The organism is Haloferax sp. DFSO60 (assembly GCF_046557615.1).
Classification (GTDB): domain Archaea; phylum Halobacteriota; class Halobacteria; order Halobacteriales; family Haloferacaceae; genus Haloferax.
Window position 1 is genome coordinate 1,594,357 of record NZ_JBKIII010000001.1, and the last position, 22,849, is coordinate 1,617,205.

A 22,849-nucleotide genomic window follows, 5' to 3' on the forward strand; every position below is an offset into this window, starting at 1 on the left:
CGGTAACCACCGAAGTCCCTTTATCGAAGCCCCTGTCCCGCTTCCCACGCCCGCAACAGCGCCGCGAGCGTCTCGTTCGTCGGCACCTCGAAGTCGTATTTTCTCGCGTACTCCACCACCGCGCCGTTGATGAAATCCACTTCTGTGCGTTTTCCGTCCTCGATATCTTGCAACATCGACGAGCGATTTGCGGCCGTCTTGTCGATGACGCGGTCGATTGCGCCGCGGGCGACGCGGTTCGGCAAGTGAACGCCTTCGAGCCGAGCGATTCGAGCCGTTTCTCGTGCGGCGCCGTGGGCAATCGTCCCGGCGTCACCCGATGCGAGCGCGCCGTTTTCGACACGAGCGAGTGCGGTGACGGCGTTGATGCCCGCGTTGACGGCGAGTTTCTCCCACCGACGACGAGGCATGTCGGTGGCGACGAGCGTGTTGAGGTTCACGTCGCGGAACGCCTTGCCGACTCGTTCTGCGAGTGGGTCGGTCCCGCCGTCGAGCGCCCCGAGGACGATTCGGCCGACACCGGTACACTCGACGCGGCCGGGTTGGGTGAGTCGTGCGCCGTAGGTGGCGGTTCCAGCGAGAACGGGCACGTCGAGTCGGTCTGCGAGCAGTTCCTCGGTGAGGCCGTTTTGGAGTGAGAGTACACAGCCGAGGTCGCACTGTGAGAGGGCCGCTGTCGCCGCGTCGGTGTCGAACGATTTGACGGTGAGGATAGCGAGGTCGGCGGTGTGGCCGGTTTCGGTCGTCGTTGCACTCGGGGTGACGTACGCTGATTCCACACCGACGATATCGAGGCCACGGGCTTCGACCTGTGAGGCGTGGGGGTCGCGACCGACGAGTGTCACGTCGTGTGTCGTCGAGAGAAGACCGCCAATGAGGGTGCCGAGACTCCCGGCCCCGAAGACGAGGATACGCATACGTGGGGGTCGATTGCAGGCGATAAAAATCGGGGTGACCGATTAGTCTTCGGTCCAGTAGTAGAGTTGCTCTTTCTCCACGCCACAGTTGGGACACGAGTCGGGCATCGCTTCGATGTCGCCCATCTCGCCGCAGTTCGAACACCGCCACATCAACTCGGCTTCGCCGAACTCGTGGCCTGCCCGCTCGTGTTCGATAGAGAGTCCGGCGAGTCCCTCGCGCGTGGTGACGAAAAAGCCGTCTTCGTCGAACCCGCGGATGTGGCCGAGTTCGGTTCCATCTGCTGCATATACTGACATGCCGATTGTCGCTTTTTGTTTGTCAGCCATGCGAAGAGAATGAACGCGAAACGGGGTAAATCGAACGGCTGACCGTCTTTTGAGAGACATTCCACATTCGTACCCCACACCGGCCATAAACCAAATCGTGCGATATGAAATCTAGGTAGAGCGACAAGAGTAGCGACGAAACCCCACACGTGAAGAGAAAAACCCTACAGATGGCAGTCAGCTTGAAAATTCGGAGTGAAAACGCCGCCGGTCACATGAAGTCCGCAATTCCCGATTGCTTGTTCTTGTCGTTCTCGAAGACAGATTCCAGACTCTTTTCGAGGACTTCGAGGCGCTGTTTCGTGTAGTCGCGGCAGTCGAACTCCTCTGCCACCTCGATGGCGACGTCCATGTACTTGTTGACCGACCCTTGGTGAACCGTGAGGTTGACCCGCCCATCGCACTCACGGCAGTCGCCGGAGAGCGGCATTCGCCGGTACTTCTCCCCGCAGTCGAGACAGCGCGTCTCTTGACGGGAGAAAGCGCGGAGGTTTCCGATGAGGTCCGGCAGGAAGTGGCCCTCGATGACGCGCTCGGCCACGTCAGTTTCGTCCACCGCACGGAGTTTGCGTGCGAGGAATAGCTGTGCGTCCATCTTGTCCATCATCGACCCGAGGGTCTTGTACGCGGATAAGTCGGGACCAGCGGCGATGTCGGTGGTGTCGTGGGTGTGGTCGAATCCGGTGTACTCGCGTTCGGTACCGAGGAACTCTTCGGCGATGGTGACGGCGTCTTCCCAGTCGCCGGGGCCCTCCATGTCGAGGGTGGCCTCGTAGAACTCCTTTGGGTACTGCCGGACGATGTCCATGTTGTGCGCCTCGTCGTCGATTTCGGAGGGGTCGATACGTGAGGACATCACGAGTGGGGCGTCCATCTGCCCACCGCGCTTGTCGGGGAGGAACTCCTTGGAGAAGTTCAAGAGACCGTCCATGAGGAGCATGACACAGTCTTCGTCGCCGTCACAGTTGCGACGTTTCGCGGCGTGGAAGTACGGATGTGCGTACCCAACCGCCGCACTCGTAAATCCGACAACTCGCCCGACGACTGCGGCGGACGTGTGGGGTGCCATCCCGAAGACGAGTTCGCCAATGAGTTCGTCGCGCTCTTCGATTTTGTAGAACGGGTCGAGGCCGTAGAACTGTTCGAGGAGGTCGTCCACGAAGTCCGCAGTCTGCATCATGTGCTGTGCCGCGCCGTCCGAGAGGACGATGTCTTGGACTTTGAGTTCGATGAGTTGGTCGTCGAATCGGAGGGGTTCGCCGTCGATGTCAGTTTTATAACCGAGTTCGCGGAAGTGACCCGCCGTCACGTCGAGTTCTTCCGGGCGGACTGCCGTGACGGGCAGGTCGGTCATGTCGTAGCGAACCGTTCCGTCTTTGAACGTCGAAACGTCGTGTTTGGCTCTGAGGATGCCTTTCTCGATTGGTTCGGGCGTCTTGTTCGAGGAGGTGAGTCCCTTGACGCCTTTCAGAATCTCGAACGACGCTTCGCGCTCTCGGACACCATCGAGTGCGTCGCGGTACTCGCCACGGAGGTCCACTTCTTGCCACGCGGCGCTTCGAACGTCGCGCTCACATCGGTCACAGTAGACGCGGCCCGATTCGTCGGGGTCGATGACGGTTCCACAGTCGTCGCACTCGAAGTGCGGTTCGGTGTGCGTGCCGCAGTCCGGACACTTCGGCTTGAAGGTTCCAGTCCCGCAGTCACCACACTTTCGGCGACCGAGTTGGACCGAAACCTGCCCGCGTTGGCCTGCATCGTTGAACTTTCGAGCGGCGTCGCTGACGTTGCGCTGACTGCCACCGGCCTCGCCGATTGGGAAGAGCGTGTGAACCGCAGGCGAGAGGTCGCGGCGTTCAGACTTTTCGGGACGGCCCATCCGGGCACCGATTCGAGTCGGCGCACGTTCTCGGACCGTGAATGGGGCGACTTCGTTGACCGCCTCCACGGCGTTGTTGCCGTCGTCCCACTCGCGTGCGCGCGCGGTCAAACTACTCAGCGTCCACGTTCGGGTTCGGTCGTCCGACAGACCGAGAGACAACGCGAGTGGTTTCCACACTGGGATGTGGAGTTCGTCGTCGGTCTGGTGGTGTTCGACGAGGAGGTGTTCGAGCGTTTCGCAGAGTTCCGGCGTATTCGGTAAGATGAGCGTCTCGCCCGAGTTGTCCGTCGAGTTCGGGACGACGCCACTGGCGCGACCGCCATCTGCTTTCGTGGCGACGACTTCAGCGTCGGCAACCGCCTCGGCGAGGTGGTCGAACTGTTCGACCGAGATGTCGTGCCAGAGGTAGGTGTAGGATGGGTGGAGCGGTGCGTCGTACTGTCGTGCCCACGTGAGGGCGTCTTCGACAGTCGGTGTTTCGAGGTCGATGTTCGGGTCGTCGCGCAGTGCTTGGACGTTCACATCGGTGTCCTCGAAGTCCTGAATCCACCACTCGTAGACGTACGAGGCCGGAGCGAGCGCGTGATTGTTCTCGACGAACTCGCCGAAGTTGACGAGGTACTCGCCGAGGTCGATGATTTTATCGACACCGTTCTGGAGTTTCTTCGCCTCTTCGGGGTCGTCGATGCGGCGGACGTCTCCGTTTGCGAGTCTGACCGTCGGCCCATCGATGGAATCGACCGGAACGACACCGCCTGCCTTCCCGGGACGTTCGGTCTTGATTTGTGTCCCCGTGGCGATGAAGTCGTCCACGATGTGCATCGTCGCGGGATGGACGCCCGCGGTTGCGAACCCGTGGTTGCGGGCGCGGCCATACCGAAGTCGGAATCCACCTGCTTCGGATGGGTGACCGAAGACCGGGCGACCGGCAATCAGGTCACGGAGGTACTTCGTCGCGGGTTCGACGCGGGCGGGGCCCTCGGGTGCGTCGCTCTCAGGGAGTTCGTCATCGCCTTCGTCGGCAGCGACTTCATCTTCGTCTGCATCCGCTTTCTCGTCCAGTTTGTCGGCCTCCGAGTCGTCCTTGCCGATGGTGCCGTCGATGAGGTCTTGCAACCACGGCCACTCGACCTCGTCGAGTTGGCGGGTGTAGCGCTGAATCTTCGGGGCTTTGAGGGCGATTCCCTCTGCCATGACGAGACACATCCCCCCGCGTGCGGAGTTGGTATCCACACGTTCGAGGTCACGATATCCCGAGACTTCCTCGTCGCCCGTGGCCTCGCCGTCGAGCATGATAGGCATGTTCTCGGCGATAAACCGGGTCTCTTTGTCCTTCGGCGAGTACTGAAGCCCCGTCTCCTTGTCGTAGAGGTTGATCTCTTCGACGTAACGCTCGACCTCGTCGGTTCGGGCTTTGTACTCGTCGATACCGAGCAGCGAGCGGGCGTAGTCGGCGACGAGTACGGAGAGTGCCTGTGCAGTCCCACCCGCAGAGCGAATCGGACCGGCGTAGTAGACGTTGACGTACTCGGTGCCGTCGTCGTTGCTCAAAATTTCGACGCGGTCGATACCCTCGATTGGTGCGGCGACCACACCCTCGGTGAGCAGGGCGACTGCCGTCCGAACCGCACCTTCGACTTTGCCCTCGCGGGAGTCGTAGTCACCGACGTTGCCCTCGACGAAGTCGGTCACGAGCGCGAGCGCCGCCTCTTCGCGTGACATCTCGCCTTCGAGTTCGCGCACTCGTTCGGCGACGCCGTCGATACCGAGAATGTTCTCGACACGGTCGGCCATGTCCTTGGCGACCGGGATTTCGACGTCGGTCTTCGGGTCGTGTCCCTGAGATTTGGCGGCGCGTGCGAGTTCGAACGCCTCGTCGAGGCGGGATTCGATTCGCGCAAAGTACCGCTCGTCTTGGTCGCGCACGGCCTATAACCAGAGGTCCAGGTCGGTTACGTCGTCGTGCTCACGTTCGAGTGGCTCGTCGAACGCACGGAGGTACACCTCACCTGCGAAGACCGTCGCGGCGTTGAGATGTCCCGCGAGCGACTGGCCGCTCCGACGAGAGAGAACTGCGTGCGTGTGCGCGAAGGGCTCACCGTCGAGAAGTGAGACGTTGCCAACACACGAGGCGACTTCGAGCGGTTCGTCGAACGTGACTGCTTGGTACTCCTGCTCAGATTGGTCGTAGAACCAGATTTCGGCGTCCTGCACCGCGCCCATCGCGTTGAACCACGCGGACTCGATTCCCTTGCGCGCGCAGAACTCTTCGATTTCCTCGCGCCAGTCCGCACCATGTTCGAGGCGTGCGAGGAACTCCTCGCTCACCGATACCGCTCGAGCGTTCATGCAACGTACCACGAGCGAACCGAACTAAAATGTGAAGGTATCGCCGGATTGAATGGGACGAAGTTACTGCCAGTTGTCGAGGGCAAGCGCGTCGGCCACGTCGACTGCGACCCACGCGTCGTCGCGGGAGATGTCTGCGATAATAAGCCGCTGACCCGATTGTGTGCGGTCCACCGAGGACATCACCTCGGCGCTCGAGTCATCGACGGAAGCCGTCGCATTCGGCGTCATGTATGATACATTGTGTCACCCCTATATAAGTTGCCCGAAACGGCAGGACAGTCTATCGGTGGTTGATTCTGTTGCCTTCAAAACTGGTTTAAAATGTAAAGCAGTGTCCACAATCCGTGAGGTGGCAGATATCGCCGTTTGGGTAGGTGACTACTACCCCTCCACGTTACACTATATCAAACAAATACAATACGGTAAGTTTATCCAATCGGCACGGGAAGATGCGTCCGAATGCCAGACACTAACAAACTCTCACGCCGCCGCTTCCTGAAAGCGACGGGTGGTGTTGCGACCGCTGCAGCCCTCGCCGGTTGTACGGGCGGAGACGGTGAAGACACGACGACAGAAGACGGTGGCGCACAGGAAACGACCACCGAGATGGAAGAGACGACGCAAGAAGGCTCCGGTAACGAACTCTCCGGTAGCGTCTTCCAGCGCATCAACTCGACCATCACCACCTTCGACCCCGTTGCCGCGACCGACACGGCATCCGGTATCGTCATTCAGCAAGTCTTCGACTGCCTGATGTCCTATCCGGACGGCCTGCCGACGGTCGAGAACGAACTCGCCGCAGACTACACGGTCTCCGACGACTTCACGACCTACACGTTCCAGCTCGAAGACGCGACGTACCACGACGGTACGCCGGTCACGGCAGCTGACTTCGTGTACGCGTGGGAGCGCCTCGCGGCCTCCGAGAACAGCCGTCGCTCGTACTTCATCCTCGACTCTGTCGGGATTGCACACGAGACCGATGGTGACGGTAACTACGTGCCAGGTTCGCTCGGCCTCGAAGCCGCAAGCGACACCGAGCTCGTCGTCAGCCTCGAGACGCCGTTCCACGACACGCTCGAGATGTTCGCCTACACCTCGTTCGCCGCGATTCCGGAGAACATCGTCGGCGACGTCGAAGGCTACGACGGCGAAGTCGAGTACACGGAATTCGCAAGCAACAACCCGGTCGGCTCTGGCCCATTCGAGTTCAACTTCTGGGAGCAGGGTACCGCAGTGGCAGTCACCAAGTACGACGACTACTACGGTGACGTCGCAAAGGTCGACAACGTCCGCTGGCAGGTCATCGAGGACGACACGGCCGCGTACAACTACGCGATGAACGAGAACGCAGACTACTTCGGTCTGCCAACCGCTCAGTACGACCCCTCGAAGGTTCAAGTCGAGAACACGGACGAGTTCGGTCGTCAGGTCGGTAAGTACGGCCCAGTCCGTAACGGTAAGACCGTCAACTACGTGGGTGTTCCAACCCTCTCGACCTTCTACGTTGGTTTCAACATGGCGAAGGTCCCCAAGCCGGTCCGCCAGGCGTTCGCGTACGTCCTGAACCAAGACCGCATGGTCTCTGAAATCTTCAAGAGCCGTGGTGCACCAGGCTACACGTTCACGCCGCCGACGATTTTCCCCGGTGGAGCAAACGAAGCCCAGAGCACCATCGAGTCCGACTACCCATACGGTGTCGGCGAGACGGACATCGAGTCCGCAAAGGCAGTCATGGAAGAAGCTGGCTACGGACCGGACAACCGCTTCGAAGTCCAGTGGACCCAGTACAACTCCGCAACCTGGGAAGAGATGGCGAAGATTCTGCGCGACCAGCTCGCGTCGGCTTACATCGACATGAACATCCAGAAGGCCGACTTCTCGACGCTCCTTCAGAGCGGTCGCGACGGTAAGCTCGAAGCCTACACGCTCGGCTGGATCGCAGACTGGCCAGCAGCGGACAACTTCCTGCAGCTCCTGAACCCGCCGCAAACGGAAGTTCCGTCCAACGACCCTGTGTCGTACATCAACTGGAAGCCTGACAACGGCGACGCATACCAGCAGGCAACCGACGCCTACGCACGTGTCAAGGACAACCCTGCGCCAACCGACGAGGCACAGGAAGTCCGTGACGAAGCGTACGTCGAAATCGAGAAGGCAAACTGGGAAGACGTTGGTTTCCTCAACATCTACCACCGCAAGGACGAAACCTTCTGGTACGACACCGTCGAAATCGAGCCGTTCGGTGGCATGGGCCCAAGCCGTCAGAAGCTTAACAACGTTACGCTGAACCGGTAAGCCCTCGGCCTCCCGGCCGAATTCGACAACTGGACGCTACGCGCAATTATTGCCAGCGTTCCAGGAAAACAATTTAAAATTTTTTTCGAGATTCCAATTAGCATTGGCTATCTTAGACGTTTGTCTTCGAGGCACCCCGGAAGTACGACATTCGGGAGATGAAGCGCAAGACATATCCATCCCTCTAAATTAAACACACGGTAATGCTCGCTCGAACCGTGTGTAAGGTGATGCCATGAGTCGATGGCAGTATTTCCTCCGACGGGTGCTGTTGTCGATTCCAGTCGTCATCTTCGGAACGACGATCACATTCGCACTCATTCGTCTGGGTCCACTCGACCCTGTTTCAGCGATTTTAGGCACGCAGTACACCCCTGGTGCTGCAGCGCAAATTCGCTCGAACCTTGGGCTCGATCAGCCCCTATGGCAACAGTACTTTAGCTTCATGTGGGACCTGTTTACTTTCAACCTGGGTCAGTCGTGGGTTATCGCATCCGGTACCCCCGCCTACGAGTTGATTCTCGTGTACGCACCGCGTACTATCTGGCTCGGGTTCTGGTCGGTCCTCATCGCTCTGTTCGTTGGTATCCCGCTCGGCTTCTACGCTGGGCTGAACCCCAACACGCCGTCTGATTACTTCGCCTCTTTCGGCGGAATTGTCTGGCGTGCGATGCCGAACTTCTGGCTTGCAATCATGCTCGTGACGGCACTGTCTCAAACGGGGCAGTGGACGAACGGCGTGTTCAACTGGACGACGTGGATTGTCGATACGAACGTCGTGACGCCACCAGCGTTGGCGTTCCTCAACAACCCGTTCCAGAAGTTCCTCGCAGACCCAAGTGGTTGGTTCAACTCGTTCCTCAAAGCCACCAAGCAGATTGCACCTGCTGCACTCGTGCTCGGGTCGGCGTCGATGGGTAACGAAATGCGTATTGGACGGACTGCAGTGCTCGAAACAATCAACGCGAACTACATCGAGACCGCGCGTGCGAAGGGTGTCCCCGGACGCTCGCTCGTCTGGAAGCACATCTTCCGCAACGCGCTGATTCCGCTCGTCCCGATTATCACCGGTGAAGCATTCTTGCTCATCGGTGGGTCGGTCTTCGTCGAGACGGTGTTCGCAATCAACGGCCTCGGATGGCTGTTCTTCAACGCTGCAATCAACGGCGATTTGCCACTCATCGGGACGCTGATGTACATGTTCATCTTGCTTCTGGTGGGAACAAACATTCTGCAGGACTTCCTGTACACCGTTATTGACCCGCGTGTCGGGTACGATGGGTGATTATTCGTGAGTACAACTACCGAATCTGAGATTCCGCTTCGGCAACGAATCGCTGAGAACCCGCAACCCGCACTGATTTGGGCTGCGTTGGGCGTCGTCATCGTCGGCGTCGAACTCGGTGCAATACTCCAAGTGCTTGGCTCCGTCCTTGGAGTCTTCGTCAACCTGCTCCCGGGCGACCCCGGTGCCGCGTTTGTCACCTCGCTTCAGGGCTCGTTCGACGCGATTCCGACGCTCATCTCCCGCGACGTCTTCCCGAACCAGGGCTACTGGAACGGGTCGGGCTACGAAGGGACCTTCCTCGGTCTCTCACCCGCAGTCGCGTGGTTCGTTCGTTTCGTCATCGTCTACGCCTACGCGGTCATCGTCATGGGATGGCTCTGGAACGGCTACAACCGCTTCCGTCGCCACTACCGCCGTGTCGACTGGACGCCTCGTGACGACGTCGTCGACCGATTTAGCCGCCACTCGTGGGGCAAGTTCGGTCTCGCAATAACCGTCTTCTTCGTCGTCATGGCAGTGTTCGCGCCGACAATCGGCCCGACGACGATGGAACAGAACATCATGCAGCCGTACTCCTACGAGATTAACTACTGGAACGAGGACACCCAGAGCGTCGATACGCTCCTCGTCGGTGAGGCGAACCTCGATTCGAGTTCCCGTGGTGCCGGTGACACGAACGTCGGTATCATGGAGTACGACGCCTTCGGTCGGTTCCACCCCGCTGGGACATCGACCAACGGGAAGGACCTCTTTACACAGTTAGTGTTCGGGGCGAGGGTCTCGCTCACGATTGCTGTGCTGTCGATGGGTATCGCCGGTATCATCGGGCTTGCGCTCGCCATGATTACGGCCTACTACAAGGGACTTGCCGACCTCGCAATCGTCCTCACCAGTGACTCGATTCAGGCACTACCGGTCATCATGGTCCTCATCTTGATGCTGGTCATCTTCCAAGATACCTGGATACGTGAGTTATACGACGGGGCGATACTCATCGTCATCATCTTCAGTCTGGTCTACTGGCCGTTCATCTGGCGGTCGATACGTGGTCCGGCCTTCCAGGTCGCCGAACAAGACTGGATTAACGCCGCAAAGAGTTTCGGACAGAAGCCGAGCAAGGTCATGAGCAAACACATGGCACCCTACGTGTTCAGTTACATGCTCATCTACGCCTCACTCAGTCTCGGTGGTATCATCATCAGCGTTGCCGGGCTTTCCTACCTTGGACTCGGTATCGCGCCACCGACTCCCGAATGGGGCCGACTCATCGCCGACGGCCAGCAGTACGTCGCGAGTCCATCGTGGCACATCTCGCTGGTCCCCGGTATCTTCATCACCGTCGTCGTGACCGGGCTGAACGCCTTCGGTGACGGCATCCGCGACGCAATCGACCCGCAGGCTGATACCGGCGGCGAGACTGAGACCGCGGCCGCAGGAGGTGGTGGTGCATGAGCAACGAACAAGCCACGACTATCCGACAGACGAACGAAGCGATTCTGTCGGTCGAAAACCTTCAGACCGCGTTCTACACGGACAAAGAGGTCATCCGCGCTGTCGATAACGTCTCGTTCGACATCCACCCCGGCGAAACCGTGGGTATCGTCGGCGAGTCAGGGTCGGGCAAGTCGGTGACTGCCCGCTCGATTATGCGCCTTATCGACTCGCCTGGTCGCATCGAAAGCGGCCGCGTCATGTACAAAGGCGAGAACCTGCTCGAAAAGAGCAAAAAGCAGATGCGCAATATTCGCGGCGGCGAAATTGCGATGGTCTTCCAGGACCCGCTGACCAGTCTGAACCCCGTCTACACGGTCGGGAACCAGATCAAGGAGGCGCTTCGACTCCACCGCGACATGACTGGCCGGAAGGCGACACGTGAGGCTATCGAACTGCTCGAAGCAGTCGGTATCCCAGACGCACAACGTCGGCTCCGCGAGTACCCCCACCAGTTCTCTGGTGGGATGCGTCAGCGCGCCGTCATCGCGATGGCACTCGCCTGCGATCCCGACTTGCTCATCTGTGACGAGCCGACGACGGCACTCGACGTGACGATTCAAGCGCAGATTCTGGAACTCCTCGAAGACCTCCAAGAAGAGCGCGACCTCGCGATTATGTTCATCACGCACGACATGGGCGTCATCGCGGAGATTGCAGACCGCGTCAACGTGATGTACGCGGGCGAAGTCGTCGAGAGCGCACCCGTTGTCGAGTTGTTCGAGTCGCCAAAGCACCCCTACACTCAGGGGCTGCTCAAGTCGATTCCCGGACAGGGCCTCGGCGAGGGCGACCGACTCGCAACTATCGAAGGCGACGTTCCCACGCCGAACGAAAAACCGACTTACTGTCGATTCGCACCGCGCTGTCCCAAAGCGTTCGACGCGTGTGACACCGTTCACCCGGTTCCAATCGACGTCCACGAGGGCGACATTGACCACCGCGCGTCGTGCCTGCTCTATCCCGAGGAACTTCCGACGGAAGAAGCAGTTGACCGCCACCGCGAACTCGAAACCACTGGAGGTGATGACCGATGAGCAGCACAACGTCCACTGAAGAACAAACCGTACGAAGTAGTCAAGAGACACTCCTCGAAGTAAACGACCTCAAGACCTACTACGAGGACGGCGGCCTCTTCGGCAGCCAACCCGTCAAAGCAGTCGACGGCGTCTCGTTCGAAATCGAGAAAGGCGAGACCCTCGGTCTGGTCGGCGAGTCCGGGTGTGGGAAGTCCACGCTCGGCCGCACGCTGATGCGCCTCGAAGAGGCGACCGCGGGCGAAGTCAAACTCAACGGCACGGACATCACGACGCTCTCGGGAACAGACCTCAAACAGTTCCGAGAGGACGTGCAGATGGTCTTCCAAGACCCCGATTCGAGCCTCAACCAGCGGATGACCATCGGTGAAATCATCCGCGAACCGCTCGACGTCCACGAGTGGAAGACGCCGACGGAACGCCGCGCACGCGTGCGCGAACTCCTCGAAACCGTCGGTCTGCAGGAAGAACACTACTACCGCTACCCTCACCAGTTCTCTGGTGGTCAGCGCCAGCGTATCGGTATCGCCCGCGCACTCGCACTCGAACCCGACTTCATCATCCTCGACGAACCGGTGTCGGCACTCGACGTGTCCGTGCAGGCGAAGGTGCTGAACCTGCTCGAAGACCTACAAAACGAGTTCGACCTGACCTATCTCTTCATCGCACACGACCTTGCGGTCGTCAAACACATCTGTGACCGCGTGGCCGTGATGTACCTGGGTAACATCATGGAAATCGGTCCCGCAGACGAGATGTTCGAGAATCCAGCGAACCCGTACACGCACGCGCTCCTCTCGGCGATTCCGGAACCCGACCCGAGTGGAAACCGTGACCGGATTACCCTTCGTGGCACGCCGCCGAGTCCACGCGATCCACCAACAGGATGTCCGTTCTCGACGCGGTGTCCCGTGAAGATTCGCCCCAACGAGTACGAGACGCTCGACGACGACCTGTGGCAGCGTATCGAAATCTTCCGCGAAGTGCTTCGCGAACGTGGCCGTGCGGAGATTTCGCTGTCGGACCGCGTCCGAAAAATCCTCGGACGCGAGACCGCGCAGGCAGGAGTGGACGAAACCGTCACCGAACTCTTCGGTGAGTTCAACGTCCCAGCAGACGTGCAGCAGCACATCGACGAGGCCGCAGAGTACGCCGAAAACGACGACGAGGAGGCCGCACAGGCCTACCTCCAAGAAGAGTTCGGAAGCATCTGTGACAGCGAGCGACCCGACCAACTCGAAGTTGGCCAAAACGGGCGCCTGAGCCTCTGTCACCGTCACGACGGTGCCTACGAAGAACCAGCAACGGTCTTCGAAACGCTGATTCAGTAGATGCAGTTCGACCCACGCCGAATCGCTGTCAAAGCGATCGACGCGGTGGCCTACGCCGTGGTTCTCACCGGCGTGGTGTTTCTTTTCACTGCACTCGTGAGCTTCGTCGCTGGCGGTGGACTTCCCGGCGCAAAGTGGCTCATGTTCTTTATTGGCTTCATGATGCTCGCCTACGCGTCGCTGAAGATTCGACCGAGAGCCCCGTGGAAAGACGGAGACGGTGGCGGACTCTTCGCAGGCGACGACGAACAAGTCGGTGTCGCAAGCGTGGTTAGCGGTCTGCTCGACCGACTCCTGCCGCCGCACCTCCGACCCGCACCGAACGAGCGCCCGACGAACGGGTCGAAACTGTTCCTCGCCGCGCTCGGCGTGTTGCTGACCTCGTTCCTCATGGAAGCCGTCTTCCAAATCAACTACTGACGCTGCCACACGGCGTTTCTTCGATATTTCGTCTCCTGTGAGTGAGAGCGACGAGAGGAGTCAGTCTCTCTTGGCCCTGTGCTTCGATGCCTTTTACCATATCCACCGTCGAGGGGTGATATGGTCGAGCTCGGAGAAGAAGACGTGTCCCAGGCCGAACGCATCGCCACCGATGCGGACCGGCGACGCGAAGCGTGGGGTGCGACCCTCGACGACATGACCGCGATGGCCGACGAACTCGAAGCCGACGGCTGGGAGACGGTCCGAATTGCAGCAGGTGACAGCGGGCCGTTCGGCCCGTCGAGTCCCAAAGGGAACGGGGAAGCCTTCGGTATCGCCTACGTCATCCCGGGCGACAAGGCACAAGAGGTCACGGACCTCTTCGAACAGGCGTCCTTTTCAGAGTACGAAATCTACCGCGCCGAGAACGACGGCCTCGTGTACATGGTTACGGCGCTGTTCGCTCCGGAACTCCAGACGGCGATTCTCGTCGCTGGGGCGTGGGAGATGCGTCACGCACTCGAATGTGCGATGACCGCGATGGACGAAGGCCGCATGTACACCTTCCTCCAGAAACTCAACGGAGATGTCGTCGGTGTGGTCGAACACGACGACCCCGAGAAGTTCTTTCCGAACGTCGAGGCAATCAAGTCGTATGCACCGAACGCCGACGAGTTCGACGAGTCGGACACAGACGGCGACGACGAATAACGATATTCGGCAGACAGCGTAGTGTTTTCTGGCTGATACGTGCTGACCAGCGACGCATTCGTCCAAGATTGACAGTCATCCAAAGATGTCAACTGACGCTGGATGTGTTCGCAGAGTACATTAGGCGTGGGAATGAAAGCGGGGGTATGAAAGTAGCCGACGCGATGACCCCGGCTGAGGAGGTCGTGACGGTGTCCCTTCCAGGCACCCGCGATGACGTTCTTGAGTACCTCCAAGAGCGTGGCTTCTCCTCCGTTCCGGTAGTGAAGGAAACCGACGAGGGCACGAAATACCGTGGTCTCATCTCCCGAGAAGACCTCATCAAGAATCCCGAAGAGGACCAACTTGCCGTTCTCGTCCACGAAGTGCCGACGACGACGGCCGACACTGGCCTCGAAACGGCGGCCGCGATGATGGTCACCGAGAACACGCGCCGCGTGCCGGTCGTCGATGGCCACGAAATCGTCGGCATCATCACGGTGACCGACGTGATTCGCGCAATCGCCCGCGGCAACATCGACGGCGAGACGGCCGTCGGCGACCTCGCCGCTCAGGACGTGAACACGACCTACGTCGGCGTCCCGCTCCCTGTCGTCGAACGCGAAATCTACTACGCGAACGTCCCCTACGCAGTCGTCCTCGACGACGAAGCGTCGATGGCCGGTATCGTCACGGAAGTCGATATCATCGACGTTGCGCGCGTGGTCGAAGGCGAAGCGGGTACGGGCGACTCCGTGGCGAATCAGGACGACGAGTGGATGTGGGAAGGCATCAAAGCAGTCGGCAACCGCTACATCCCAACCCGGAGCGTCGAGATTCCTGCAGAGCCAGTCTCCAAGTTCATGACCGACGACCTCGTGACCGTCTCGAAGCGCGCGAGCGCAAAAGAGGCCGCCCAAATCATGATTCGCGAGGACATCGAGCAGATTCCGGTCATGACCGGCGACCGACTCATCGCCATCGTCCGCGACATCAACCTCTTGGAGGCGCTCTATGAGTGAAGGTAGTGAGTCCGCGGCACTCGCCGAACTCGCGAAGCGTCGCGGTTTCTTCTTCGGCTCGTCGGAGTCCTACGGCGGCGTCGGTGGCTTCTACACCTACGGCCCACAAGGCGCGGCGCTGAAATCGAACGTCGAAGAGGCGTGGCGCGACCGCTTTGCGGTCCAAGAGGGGAACCTCGAAATCGAAGCGCCGACCATCATGCCCGAACCCGTCTTCGAAGCCTCGGGACACCTGGACGGCTTCGACGACATGCTCGTCGAGTGTGCCGAGTGTGGTGAATCGCACCGCGCCGACCACCTCATCGAGGACAATTCGAACCTCGAAGACGCCGAGACGCTCTCGCCCGAAGCGGCCGCAGAGAAAATCGCCGAACTCGGCCTCCACTGTCCGAACTGTGACGCAGAACTCGCCGGCCAAGAAGTCGAGGACTTCAACCTCATGTTCGCGACGAACATCGGCCCCGGCTCGAAGACACCCGGCTACCTCCGCCCGGAGACGGCACAGGGTATCTTCGTGGAGTTCCCGCGCATCAAAGCCTACGCTCGCAACAGTCTCCCGTTCGGTGTGACGCAAGTCGGTCGCGCCTACCGCAACGAGATTAGCCCGCGAAAGAACATCGTGCGCACGCGCGAGTTCACGCAAGCTGAGTTAGAGCAGTTCATCGACCCCGAGCGCGACGAACCCGACCTGTCGTCGGTCGAAGACGTCGAAGTCCTGCTCTACCCAATCACCGAGCAGGAGAAAGACGACGGCCAGTACCTCACGACGACCATCGGCGAGGCCGTCGAAGAAGGCATCATCGCCAACGGCTGGATTGGCTACTACCTCGGCATCGCCCAAGAGTGGTACGAACACGTCGGCGTCGATATGGACCGCTTCCGGTTCCGTCAGCACCTTCCCGGCGAGCGCGCCCACTACGCCGCCGACTGTTGGGACGCAGAGAGCGAAGTCGATGGCGACTGGATCGAAATCGCCGGTTTCGCCTACCGTGGCGACTACGACCTGACGAAGCACGGCGAACACGCTGACGACGACTTCACCATCTTCCAGCAGTACGACGAGCCGAAGACGGTCGAACGCGCCGTCGTTGACCCCGACATGGCCACGCTCGGTCCGGAGTTCGGTGCGAAAGCCGCAGGTGTCGCAGACGCACTCGAAGCACTCGCCGCCGAGAATCCCGAAGCATTCGGGAGCGACGAAGTGACCGTCGAAGTCGATGGCGAGGAGATTGCCGTAGACACCGAGATTGCGAACTTCTCGGTCGAGACACAGACCGAAGCGGGCGAACACGTCACCCCGCACGTGGTCGAACCCTCGTTCGGTATCGACCGCACGGTCTACACGCTTCTCGCACACGCCTACGAGAACGACGAAGTCGATGGCGAAGCACGCACGTTCCTCTCGCTGTCGCCCGCCGTCGCACCGACGAACGTCGGCGTCTTCCCGCTCGTCAGCAACGTGGACGAACTCGTCGAACTCGCAGACGACGTTGCGGCCGAACTCCGCGCCGCTGGCTTCGCAGTCGTCTACGACGATTCGGGGAGTATCGGTCGTCGCTACCGCCGACAGGACGAGGTTGGTACGCCGTTCTGTATCACCATCGACCGCGACGGTATCGAAGGCGAGGGTGCCGATACGGTGACCATTCGGGAGCGAGACACTGGTCGGCAGGTTCGCTTGCCGGTCTCGTCGCTCGTCGAGACGTTCGTCGGCCTGCGTGCAGGTACGACGGCGTTCGACGACGTGGTCGAAGCGTACGAAGCAGTCGAGGCATAATCGAACCGTGTCGGGGGGCGAGCTAAAACGGCGACTGGTTCACGCCAGCGGGTCCGGCATGCCCCTCTTGTACATTCTCGGAATCGTCGATTGGGCGACCCTCGGGTTGCTCTTCGTCGGCGTCTCGATTGTCGTCACCGTCCTCGAAGTACTCCGTCTCTTCGGGAACCTGGAGTGGCGAATCTACGACGAACTCACCCGAGAGTACGAACAGGACAACGTCGCGGGCTACGCACTCTACGTTTACAGTCAGACCTTCGTGGCGCTGGTGTTCGGCCCGGCGATTGCGATTCCGGGGATGTTCATGCTCACAGTGGGCGACCCCATCAGTGGACTGCTCGGGTCGAATCGAGTGGGCGAGACGAAAGGACTCCTCCCACTGCTCGCCATGTTTTCGGTCTGTTTCGCGTTCGCCGCCATCTTCGTCGTCCCCGTCTATGGGGCGGTCGTCGGTGGGATAGCGTCGCTCGCGGGCGCGCTCGGCGCGACAGTCGCCGACGGGGCAAAACCGGTCGTCGCGGGCTACGTCATCGACGACAACCTGTCGATTCCGCCGGTCGCCTGCACTACGATTGCGGCCGTCGTCTGGATTCTCGCCTGACCGAGCGGGGTCGTTTTATTTTACCTGCGTCTAAATCTCACTGTCGTGACTATCTACGAGAGCGACCTGCCCGGTGTCGGAAAGAAACACGAAGTCGAACTTGGTGACGGGTCACGCCTCGTCATCGTGACGCACAACACCGGCAAGCGAGAGGTGTTCCGCCGTGCGAGTGCTGACAGCGATTCCGAGAAACTCTTCGAACTCTCTGATAGCCTCGCTCGGCAGGTCGGGACGCTCCTCGAAGGTGCGTACTTCCAGCCCGTCCAATCGACGGACATCGAGACCTTGCTCGGCGACAACACCCTCCTCGAATGGGTCGAAGTCGGCGAAGATTCCCGCGTCGCGGACAAGACGCTCGCCGAGTCCGACCTTCGACAGGAGACCGGAGCCTCGATTATCGCTATCGAGCGCGACGACGAGGTAATCACCTCTCCCGGCGGGGATACGGTCGTCAAAGCGGGTGACGTACTCATCGTCATCGGCCCGCGTGCGGCCTGCCGCGACTTTGCCGAGTTTGTGACGGGAGCCTAATGGCCGGGGAACTCCTCGAATTCGGCTACCTGCTCGCGGTACTCGCCATCACGGGAGCGATTGCGCTGCGTGTCGGCCTCTCGGTGATTCCGCTGTACGTCATCGGTGGCATGCTCTCGGGACCGTACGTGGCCGGGCGATTCGGTCTTCCGTACGTCGCTGACGGCGAGATTATCGCACTCCTCGCAGAGGTCGGAATCGTCCTTCTGTTGTTCTTTCTCGGTCTCGAATTCAGCCTCGACCGACTCATGACATCGCGGTCGAACATCGGCCGCGCGGGCGCGGTCGACCTCGCGATAAACCTCCCACTCGGCGTGGGTATCGGTCTCGTCCTCGGGTGGTCCCTCGTCGAATCACTCCTCCTCGGCGGGATTGTCTACATCTCGTCGTCGGCAATCGTCACGAAGACACTCATCGACCTCGGGTGGATTGCAGACCCCGAATCGGAGCCATTGTTAGGGACGCTCGTCTTCGAAGACCTCGCAATCGCCGTCTACCTCGCGGTCGTGACCTCTCTCGTCCTCGGGGGTACTGGGGGCGGAAGCGGCGGTCTCGGGTCGCTTGCACAGGCACTCGCCATCTCGTTCGGCTTTCTGGGCTTGCTTCTCGTCCTCGTCCAGTACGGCACGCGCTTTTTCACGGGCGTCCTCGACGTGACCGGCGAGGAAGCCTTCGTCCTGCGGACGCTCGCAGTGGTCGTTCCGGTCGCCGGATTCGCCCTGCAACTCGGCGTCAGCGAGGCGGTCGCGGCCTTCTTCGTCGGCATGGGCTTTTCGACGAGCGGGCACCGCGAGCGCATCGAACGCCGTCTGACCTCGGTCCGAGACGTGTTCGCCGCCATCTTCTTCTTCTGGATTGGTGTCGGCACCGACCCGACGTTGCTCGCCGCAGTCGTCGTTCCGCTGGTCGTGGCAGTTCTGTTGACGACGCCCTCGAAGGTCGTCTCCGGCTATCTCGGCGGGCGAATTTACGACCTCTCACAGCATCGGTCGCTCCGCGTCGGCGTCGGCATGGTTCCGCGCGGTGAGTTCTCGCTGGTCATCGCCGCACTCGCGGCATCTGGCGGGACGACAGTGATGCAAGAGATAATTCCGGCCTTCGCCGTCGGGTACGTGCTTCTGATGAGTACGATTGGGACGCTGTTGATGCAGCGGTCTGATTTGGTCGAGCGGCTGGTGTTTCGCGGACAGTCGGCGACGGCAGACGCCTGAGCCGAGACGAGTCCACACCCATTCGACCAGCATTCTCATGGACGGCCACAGAACATTTACCCGATGCGCCTCTCACGACCGAACACACCCATGACACTCATCGAATGGCTCATCATCGGCCTCGTCGTGCTCGCCGTCGTCGCACTCGTGGTCGCGCTGTTCGACGAAGAACTCCTCTTCGAACTCGCCATGGAGATACTCGACTGAGGCGAACATTGCGCCCCCGAAAGGTTTTAATATCGAGTACACAGTACCTTCTGCCAACCAATGGCGACTCGTAGCACCCTCGCCGCGCTTTCCTCGCTGCGAGCCGCCGCTGTCCGACGACGACGACCGGCCCTTTAGGGCCACTATTATCATATCCTTCGGGACACGTCCAATTCGCTAATCTTCCGTTTTCTTGCCCATAGGCATCTCTACCACTTAATTTCGTAAATTGAAGTCAAAGAATTTATTTACCTATCCACGTCACAGAGATGTATATGAAGAAAGTCGCACTCGCATTCTCAGGCGGACTCGACACAACCGTCTGCGTCCCGATTCTGAAAGAAGAGTACGGTTACGACGAAGTCATCGGCGTCACCGTCGACGTCGGCCAACCCGAAGAAGAGTTCGAAGAGGCATACGAGACCGCAGAGGCACTCGGCCTCGACCACTACGTCATCGACGCGAAAGACGAGTTCGCACAGCTCTGTCTCGACTCCGTGTGCGCGAACGCGGACTATCAGGGCTATCCGCTCGGAACCGCGCTCGCACGCCCGGTCATCGCAAACGCGATTCTCGACCTCGCGCTCGAAGAAGAGTGTGACGGCATCGCCCACGGCTGTACGGGCAAGGGTAACGACCAGCTCCGTTTCGAGGCCGTCTGGCGCGCCTCCGACCTCGAAGTCATCGCCCCCGTCCGCGAGATGGGCATGACCCGCGAGTGGGAAATCGAGTACGCCGCCGAGAAAGACCTCCCAGTGGAGGGTGGCAACGAGGGCGTCTGGTCCATCGACACCAACCTCTGGAGCCGTTCCATCGAAGGCGGCAACCTCGAAGACCCCAGCTACGTCCCGCCGGAGGAGATTTTCGAGTGGACTGACGAGCCATCGGGTGAGACCGAACTCATCGAAATCGAGTTCGAAGCGGGCTACCCCGTCGCCATCGACGGCGAAGAGATGGACCCGTCTGAACTCATCGCGTTCCTCAACGAGAAAGCAGGCTCACACGGCGTCGGCCGCACGGACATGATGGAAGACCGCATGCTCGGTCTGAAGGTCCGCGAGAACTACGAGCACCCCGCCGCGACGACGCTCCTCAATGCACACAAGTCGCTGGAAGGACTCGTCCTCACGAAAGAAGAGCGCGACTTCAAGGAGACCGTGGACAAAGAGTGGGGCCAGAAGGCCTACGAAGGCCTCATCGACGCACCCCTCGTCGGCGCACTCAACGCGTTCCTCGAAAAGACCCAAGAGCGCGTCACCGGCACGGTGACCATCAAGTTCCAGGGTGGACAGGCACAGGCAGTCGGCCGCGACTCCGACTACGCTGTCTACTCCGAATCGGCCGCTTCCTTCAACACCGAAACCGTGGACGGCATCGAGCAGGCTGACGCGACGGGCGTCGCCAAGTACCACGGCTTCCAGTCGCGTCTCGCAAACCAAGGCGCGAAGCAGAAAGCAAAGCCCGAACTGGCCGCAGACGGCGGTAGCGAAGAGTAAGATGACAGGCGAGGATGGCGACGACGGAAGTGTCATTCGCCGGGGTCGCTTCAGCGGCGGCCCCGCCCGCGGGTTCATGTCGAGCCTCGCGGCCGACGAACGCATCTTCGACGCCGACCTCGCTGTGGACCGCGCGCACGTGGTGATGCTCGCCTCGCAGGGAATCATCGAATCCGAGGTTGCAGGCGACATTCTCGCCGCACTCGACGACGTCGAGGCCGCGGGCCACGATGAACTCTCGGGCGGCGAAGACGTCCACGAAGCCATCGAAGCCGCGGTCATCGATATCGTCGGAACCGACGGTGGCAAGATGCACACCGCCCGCTCGCGCAACGACGAAGTGGCGACCTGTCTTCGCTACCGTCTGCGCGAGGACGTGTTGGAGACGCTCGATGCCGCGCTCGCACTCCGCGAGTCGCTCATCGAAACTGCATCCAAGCACACCGAGACGGTGATGCCCGGGTACACGCACCTCCAACCTGCACAACCGACCACGGTGGCTCACTTCTTGCTGTCGTACGAACGGGCGGTCGCCCGCGACTGCGCCCGCCTCATGTGTGCGTACGACCGCATCAACGAGTCACCGCTCGGGTCTGCGGCGTTCGCTGGAACGCCCTTCGACATCAACCGCGAACTCGTCGCCGAACTGCTCGGCTTCGACCGCGTGATGGAAAACTCGATGGACGCGTCTGCGACCCGTGACTTCCTCGCCGAGACGCTCTCCGCGCTGGCGACCCACGCGATTACCCTCTCGGGACTCGCCGAAGACCTCATCATCTTCTCGAACAAGGGCTTCGTCGAGTTGTCGGACGACTACTCCTCGACGTCGTCGATTATGCCCCAGAAGAAGAACCCCGACACGATGGAACTCGTCCGCGCCGTCGCGGGCGACGCAGTCGGCGAGTTGACAGGGCTGATGACGACGCTCAAAGGACTCCCACGCGCCTACAACCGCGACTTGCAACGTGCCCACACCCACGTCTTCCGTGCAGTTGACGACGTGAGCGAAGCGACGGCGGTCGCCGCCGGAGCAGTCGCGTCTGCAACGTGGCCCGAAGATGCCCTCGCCGACGCGGCTGGAGACGGCTTTTCGACTGCAACCGGCGTCGCCGACCTGTTGGCGATGGCGGGGCTTCCGTTCCGTACGGCCCACGAAGTCGTCGCGGAGGCGGCCGCGCAGTCTACGGGGACACCTGACGTGGCAACACTTGACGCCGTCGCCACGGACGTATTAGGGGAGTCTCTCTTTACACACGTGACCGAAGCCGCCGTCGAAGCCGCGCTCGACCCGACCGAGAGCGTGGCAAGCCGCGACTCGCTCGGTGGGCCTGCGCCTACTGCTGTCGAGTCCACGCTCTCGACGGCGAACGACGAACTTTCTCTCGATTCCGCCGCCGTCGCCGACGCACGCGATTCACTGTCGGCCGCGGCCGAATCCCTCGAAGAAGAGGTGTCCGAATATGTTTGAACAGGTTCCACGCACGGTGCCGCGACCACCGCGAGCGGTTGCTCCGCGACCGCCGCGACGACCGGTCCGACTCCCGCGGCGGCGACCGCGACCGGAACCACGACGGCGCCCGACGACGGGGATGGCCCGACCGGTTCGACCGGGGCTATTCCCAGTATCGAGTGAGGCTGGCACCCAAGCTCGATACGTCGGCTTTTCGGCCAAACGAATTGGCCGATTCGCCCGATAAACTCCGTTAGAGCCTTCTTTACGCTGTTTTTTGCCACGTAATTTTCGGTGGGTTTAATACTATCCCACGTCCAGCCACGGATGTAATGAGCGACACCATCACCGCAGAAGACCCGCTGACCGGAGAAGCAATCGACATCCCAGCAGACGTCGAAGTCGGCGAAATTATCGACAGTCCCGCCACCGGCGCAGAGCTCGAAGTCGTCTCGCTCGACCCCGTGGTACTCGAAGAAGCACCTGAACTCGAAGAGGACTGGGGAGAATAACCGTGA

20 protein-coding genes are annotated in these 22,849 nt (G+C 60.7%); 15 read left to right on the top strand and 5 right to left on the bottom strand.

The genetic code is table 11. The features are described 5' to 3' along the window. Positions 1 to 20 precede the first annotated feature (20 nt). The 5 genes from ACK509_RS08605 to ACK509_RS08625 form a co-directional block, all read right to left on the bottom strand. Positions 21 to 917, bottom strand: a complete 897-nt coding sequence (locus ACK509_RS08605; protein WP_410766064.1) for a ketopantoate reductase family protein — start codon at positions 915 to 917, stop codon at positions 21 to 23. A gap of 42 nt (positions 918 to 959) precedes the next feature. Further along, on the bottom strand, positions 960 to 1,247 hold the full coding sequence (locus ACK509_RS08610) for a rubredoxin-like domain-containing protein (RefSeq protein WP_410766065.1): 288 nt from the start codon (positions 1,245 to 1,247) through the stop codon (positions 960 to 962). Positions 1,248 to 1,458: 211 nt separating this feature from the next. Beyond that, a complete protein-coding gene (locus ACK509_RS08615) occupies positions 1,459 to 5,055 on the bottom strand; it encodes a DNA polymerase II large subunit (RefSeq protein WP_410766066.1) in 3,597 nt (1,198 codons plus the stop codon). A 3-nt stretch (positions 5,056 to 5,058) separates the two neighbouring features. Beyond that, positions 5,059 to 5,478 carry a PPC domain-containing DNA-binding protein gene (locus ACK509_RS08620; RefSeq protein ID WP_410766067.1) on the bottom strand — a complete coding sequence of 140 codons (420 nt, stop codon included), beginning with the start codon at positions 5,476 to 5,478 and terminating at the stop codon, positions 5,059 to 5,061. A gap of 63 nt (positions 5,479 to 5,541) precedes the next feature. Continuing rightward, on the bottom strand, positions 5,542 to 5,709 hold the full coding sequence (locus ACK509_RS08625; protein ID WP_410766068.1) for a hypothetical protein: 168 nt from the start codon (positions 5,707 to 5,709) through the stop codon (positions 5,542 to 5,544). A 231-nt stretch (positions 5,710 to 5,940) separates the two neighbouring features. On the opposite strand from ACK509_RS08625, the gene ACK509_RS08630 reads away from it, so the two are divergent. From ACK509_RS08630 to lysW, 15 genes are all read left to right on the top strand, one after another. Next, a complete protein-coding gene (locus ACK509_RS08630; protein ID WP_410766069.1) occupies positions 5,941 to 7,779 on the top strand; it encodes an ABC transporter substrate-binding protein in 1,839 nt (612 codons plus the stop codon). Positions 7,780 to 8,014: 235 nt separating this feature from the next. Continuing rightward, positions 8,015 to 9,064, top strand: a complete 1,050-nt coding sequence (locus tag ACK509_RS08635) for an ABC transporter permease (RefSeq protein ID WP_410766070.1) — start codon at positions 8,015 to 8,017, stop codon at positions 9,062 to 9,064. A gap of 6 nt (positions 9,065 to 9,070) precedes the next feature. After that, the gene (locus tag ACK509_RS08640) at positions 9,071 to 10,519 is read left to right on the top strand and encodes an ABC transporter permease (RefSeq protein ID WP_410766072.1); all 1,449 of its coding nucleotides are present in this window, start codon (positions 9,071 to 9,073) and stop codon (positions 10,517 to 10,519) included. Further along, positions 10,516 to 11,595 carry an ABC transporter ATP-binding protein gene (locus ACK509_RS08645; RefSeq protein WP_410766073.1) on the top strand — a complete coding sequence of 360 codons (1,080 nt, stop codon included), beginning with the start codon at positions 10,516 to 10,518 and terminating at the stop codon, positions 11,593 to 11,595. The genes ACK509_RS08640 and ACK509_RS08645 overlap by 4 nt, the downstream gene beginning before the upstream one ends. After that, complete coding sequence (locus ACK509_RS08650) at positions 11,592 to 12,926, top strand: ABC transporter ATP-binding protein (protein ID WP_410766074.1); 1,335 nt, start codon at positions 11,592 to 11,594, stop codon at positions 12,924 to 12,926. Before ACK509_RS08645 ends, ACK509_RS08650 begins: the two co-directional genes overlap by 4 nt. Beyond that, entirely contained in the window at positions 12,927 to 13,346 is a 420-nt protein-coding gene (locus ACK509_RS08655; protein WP_410766075.1) for a hypothetical protein, read from the top strand. It abuts the gene before it with no gap. Positions 13,347 to 13,466: 120 nt separating this feature from the next. Then, the gene (locus ACK509_RS08660) at positions 13,467 to 14,057 is read left to right on the top strand and encodes a hypothetical protein (protein ID WP_410766076.1); all 591 of its coding nucleotides are present in this window, start codon (positions 13,467 to 13,469) and stop codon (positions 14,055 to 14,057) included. Between the two features lie 146 nt (positions 14,058 to 14,203). Further along, positions 14,204 to 15,058: a CBS domain-containing protein gene (locus ACK509_RS08665; RefSeq protein ID WP_410766077.1), complete on the top strand. Its 855-nt coding sequence runs from the start codon at positions 14,204 to 14,206 to the stop codon at positions 15,056 to 15,058. Beyond that, positions 15,051 to 16,835, top strand: coding sequence for a glycine--tRNA ligase (gene glyS, locus ACK509_RS08670; protein ID WP_410766078.1), 1,785 nt, complete (start codon positions 15,051 to 15,053; stop codon positions 16,833 to 16,835). The genes ACK509_RS08665 and glyS overlap by 8 nt, the downstream gene beginning before the upstream one ends. Before the next feature lie 58 nt (positions 16,836 to 16,893). After that, the gene (locus ACK509_RS08675) at positions 16,894 to 17,436 is read left to right on the top strand and encodes a dolichol kinase (RefSeq protein ID WP_410766079.1); all 543 of its coding nucleotides are present in this window, start codon (positions 16,894 to 16,896) and stop codon (positions 17,434 to 17,436) included. Positions 17,437 to 17,481: 45 nt separating this feature from the next. Continuing rightward, entirely contained in the window at positions 17,482 to 17,967 is a 486-nt protein-coding gene (locus ACK509_RS08680) for a cation:proton antiporter regulatory subunit (protein ID WP_410766080.1), read from the top strand. Beyond that, the gene (locus tag ACK509_RS08685) at positions 17,967 to 19,178 is read left to right on the top strand and encodes a cation:proton antiporter (protein WP_410766081.1); all 1,212 of its coding nucleotides are present in this window, start codon (positions 17,967 to 17,969) and stop codon (positions 19,176 to 19,178) included. The genes ACK509_RS08680 and ACK509_RS08685 overlap by 1 nt, the downstream gene beginning before the upstream one ends. A 476-nt stretch (positions 19,179 to 19,654) precedes the next feature. Beyond that, positions 19,655 to 20,881, top strand: coding sequence for an argininosuccinate synthase (locus ACK509_RS08690; RefSeq protein ID WP_410766082.1), 1,227 nt, complete (start codon positions 19,655 to 19,657; stop codon positions 20,879 to 20,881). A gap of 1 nt (position 20,882) precedes the next feature. Beyond that, positions 20,883 to 22,349 carry an argininosuccinate lyase gene (gene argH, locus ACK509_RS08695; protein WP_410766083.1) on the top strand — a complete coding sequence of 489 codons (1,467 nt, stop codon included), beginning with the start codon at positions 20,883 to 20,885 and terminating at the stop codon, positions 22,347 to 22,349. 314 nt (positions 22,350 to 22,663) lie between these two features. Beyond that, positions 22,664 to 22,843 (top strand): lysine biosynthesis protein LysW, encoded by a 180-nt coding sequence (lysW, locus tag ACK509_RS08700; protein WP_390225274.1) that lies wholly within the window; start codon positions 22,664 to 22,666, stop codon positions 22,841 to 22,843. Positions 22,844 to 22,849 lie beyond the last annotated feature (6 nt).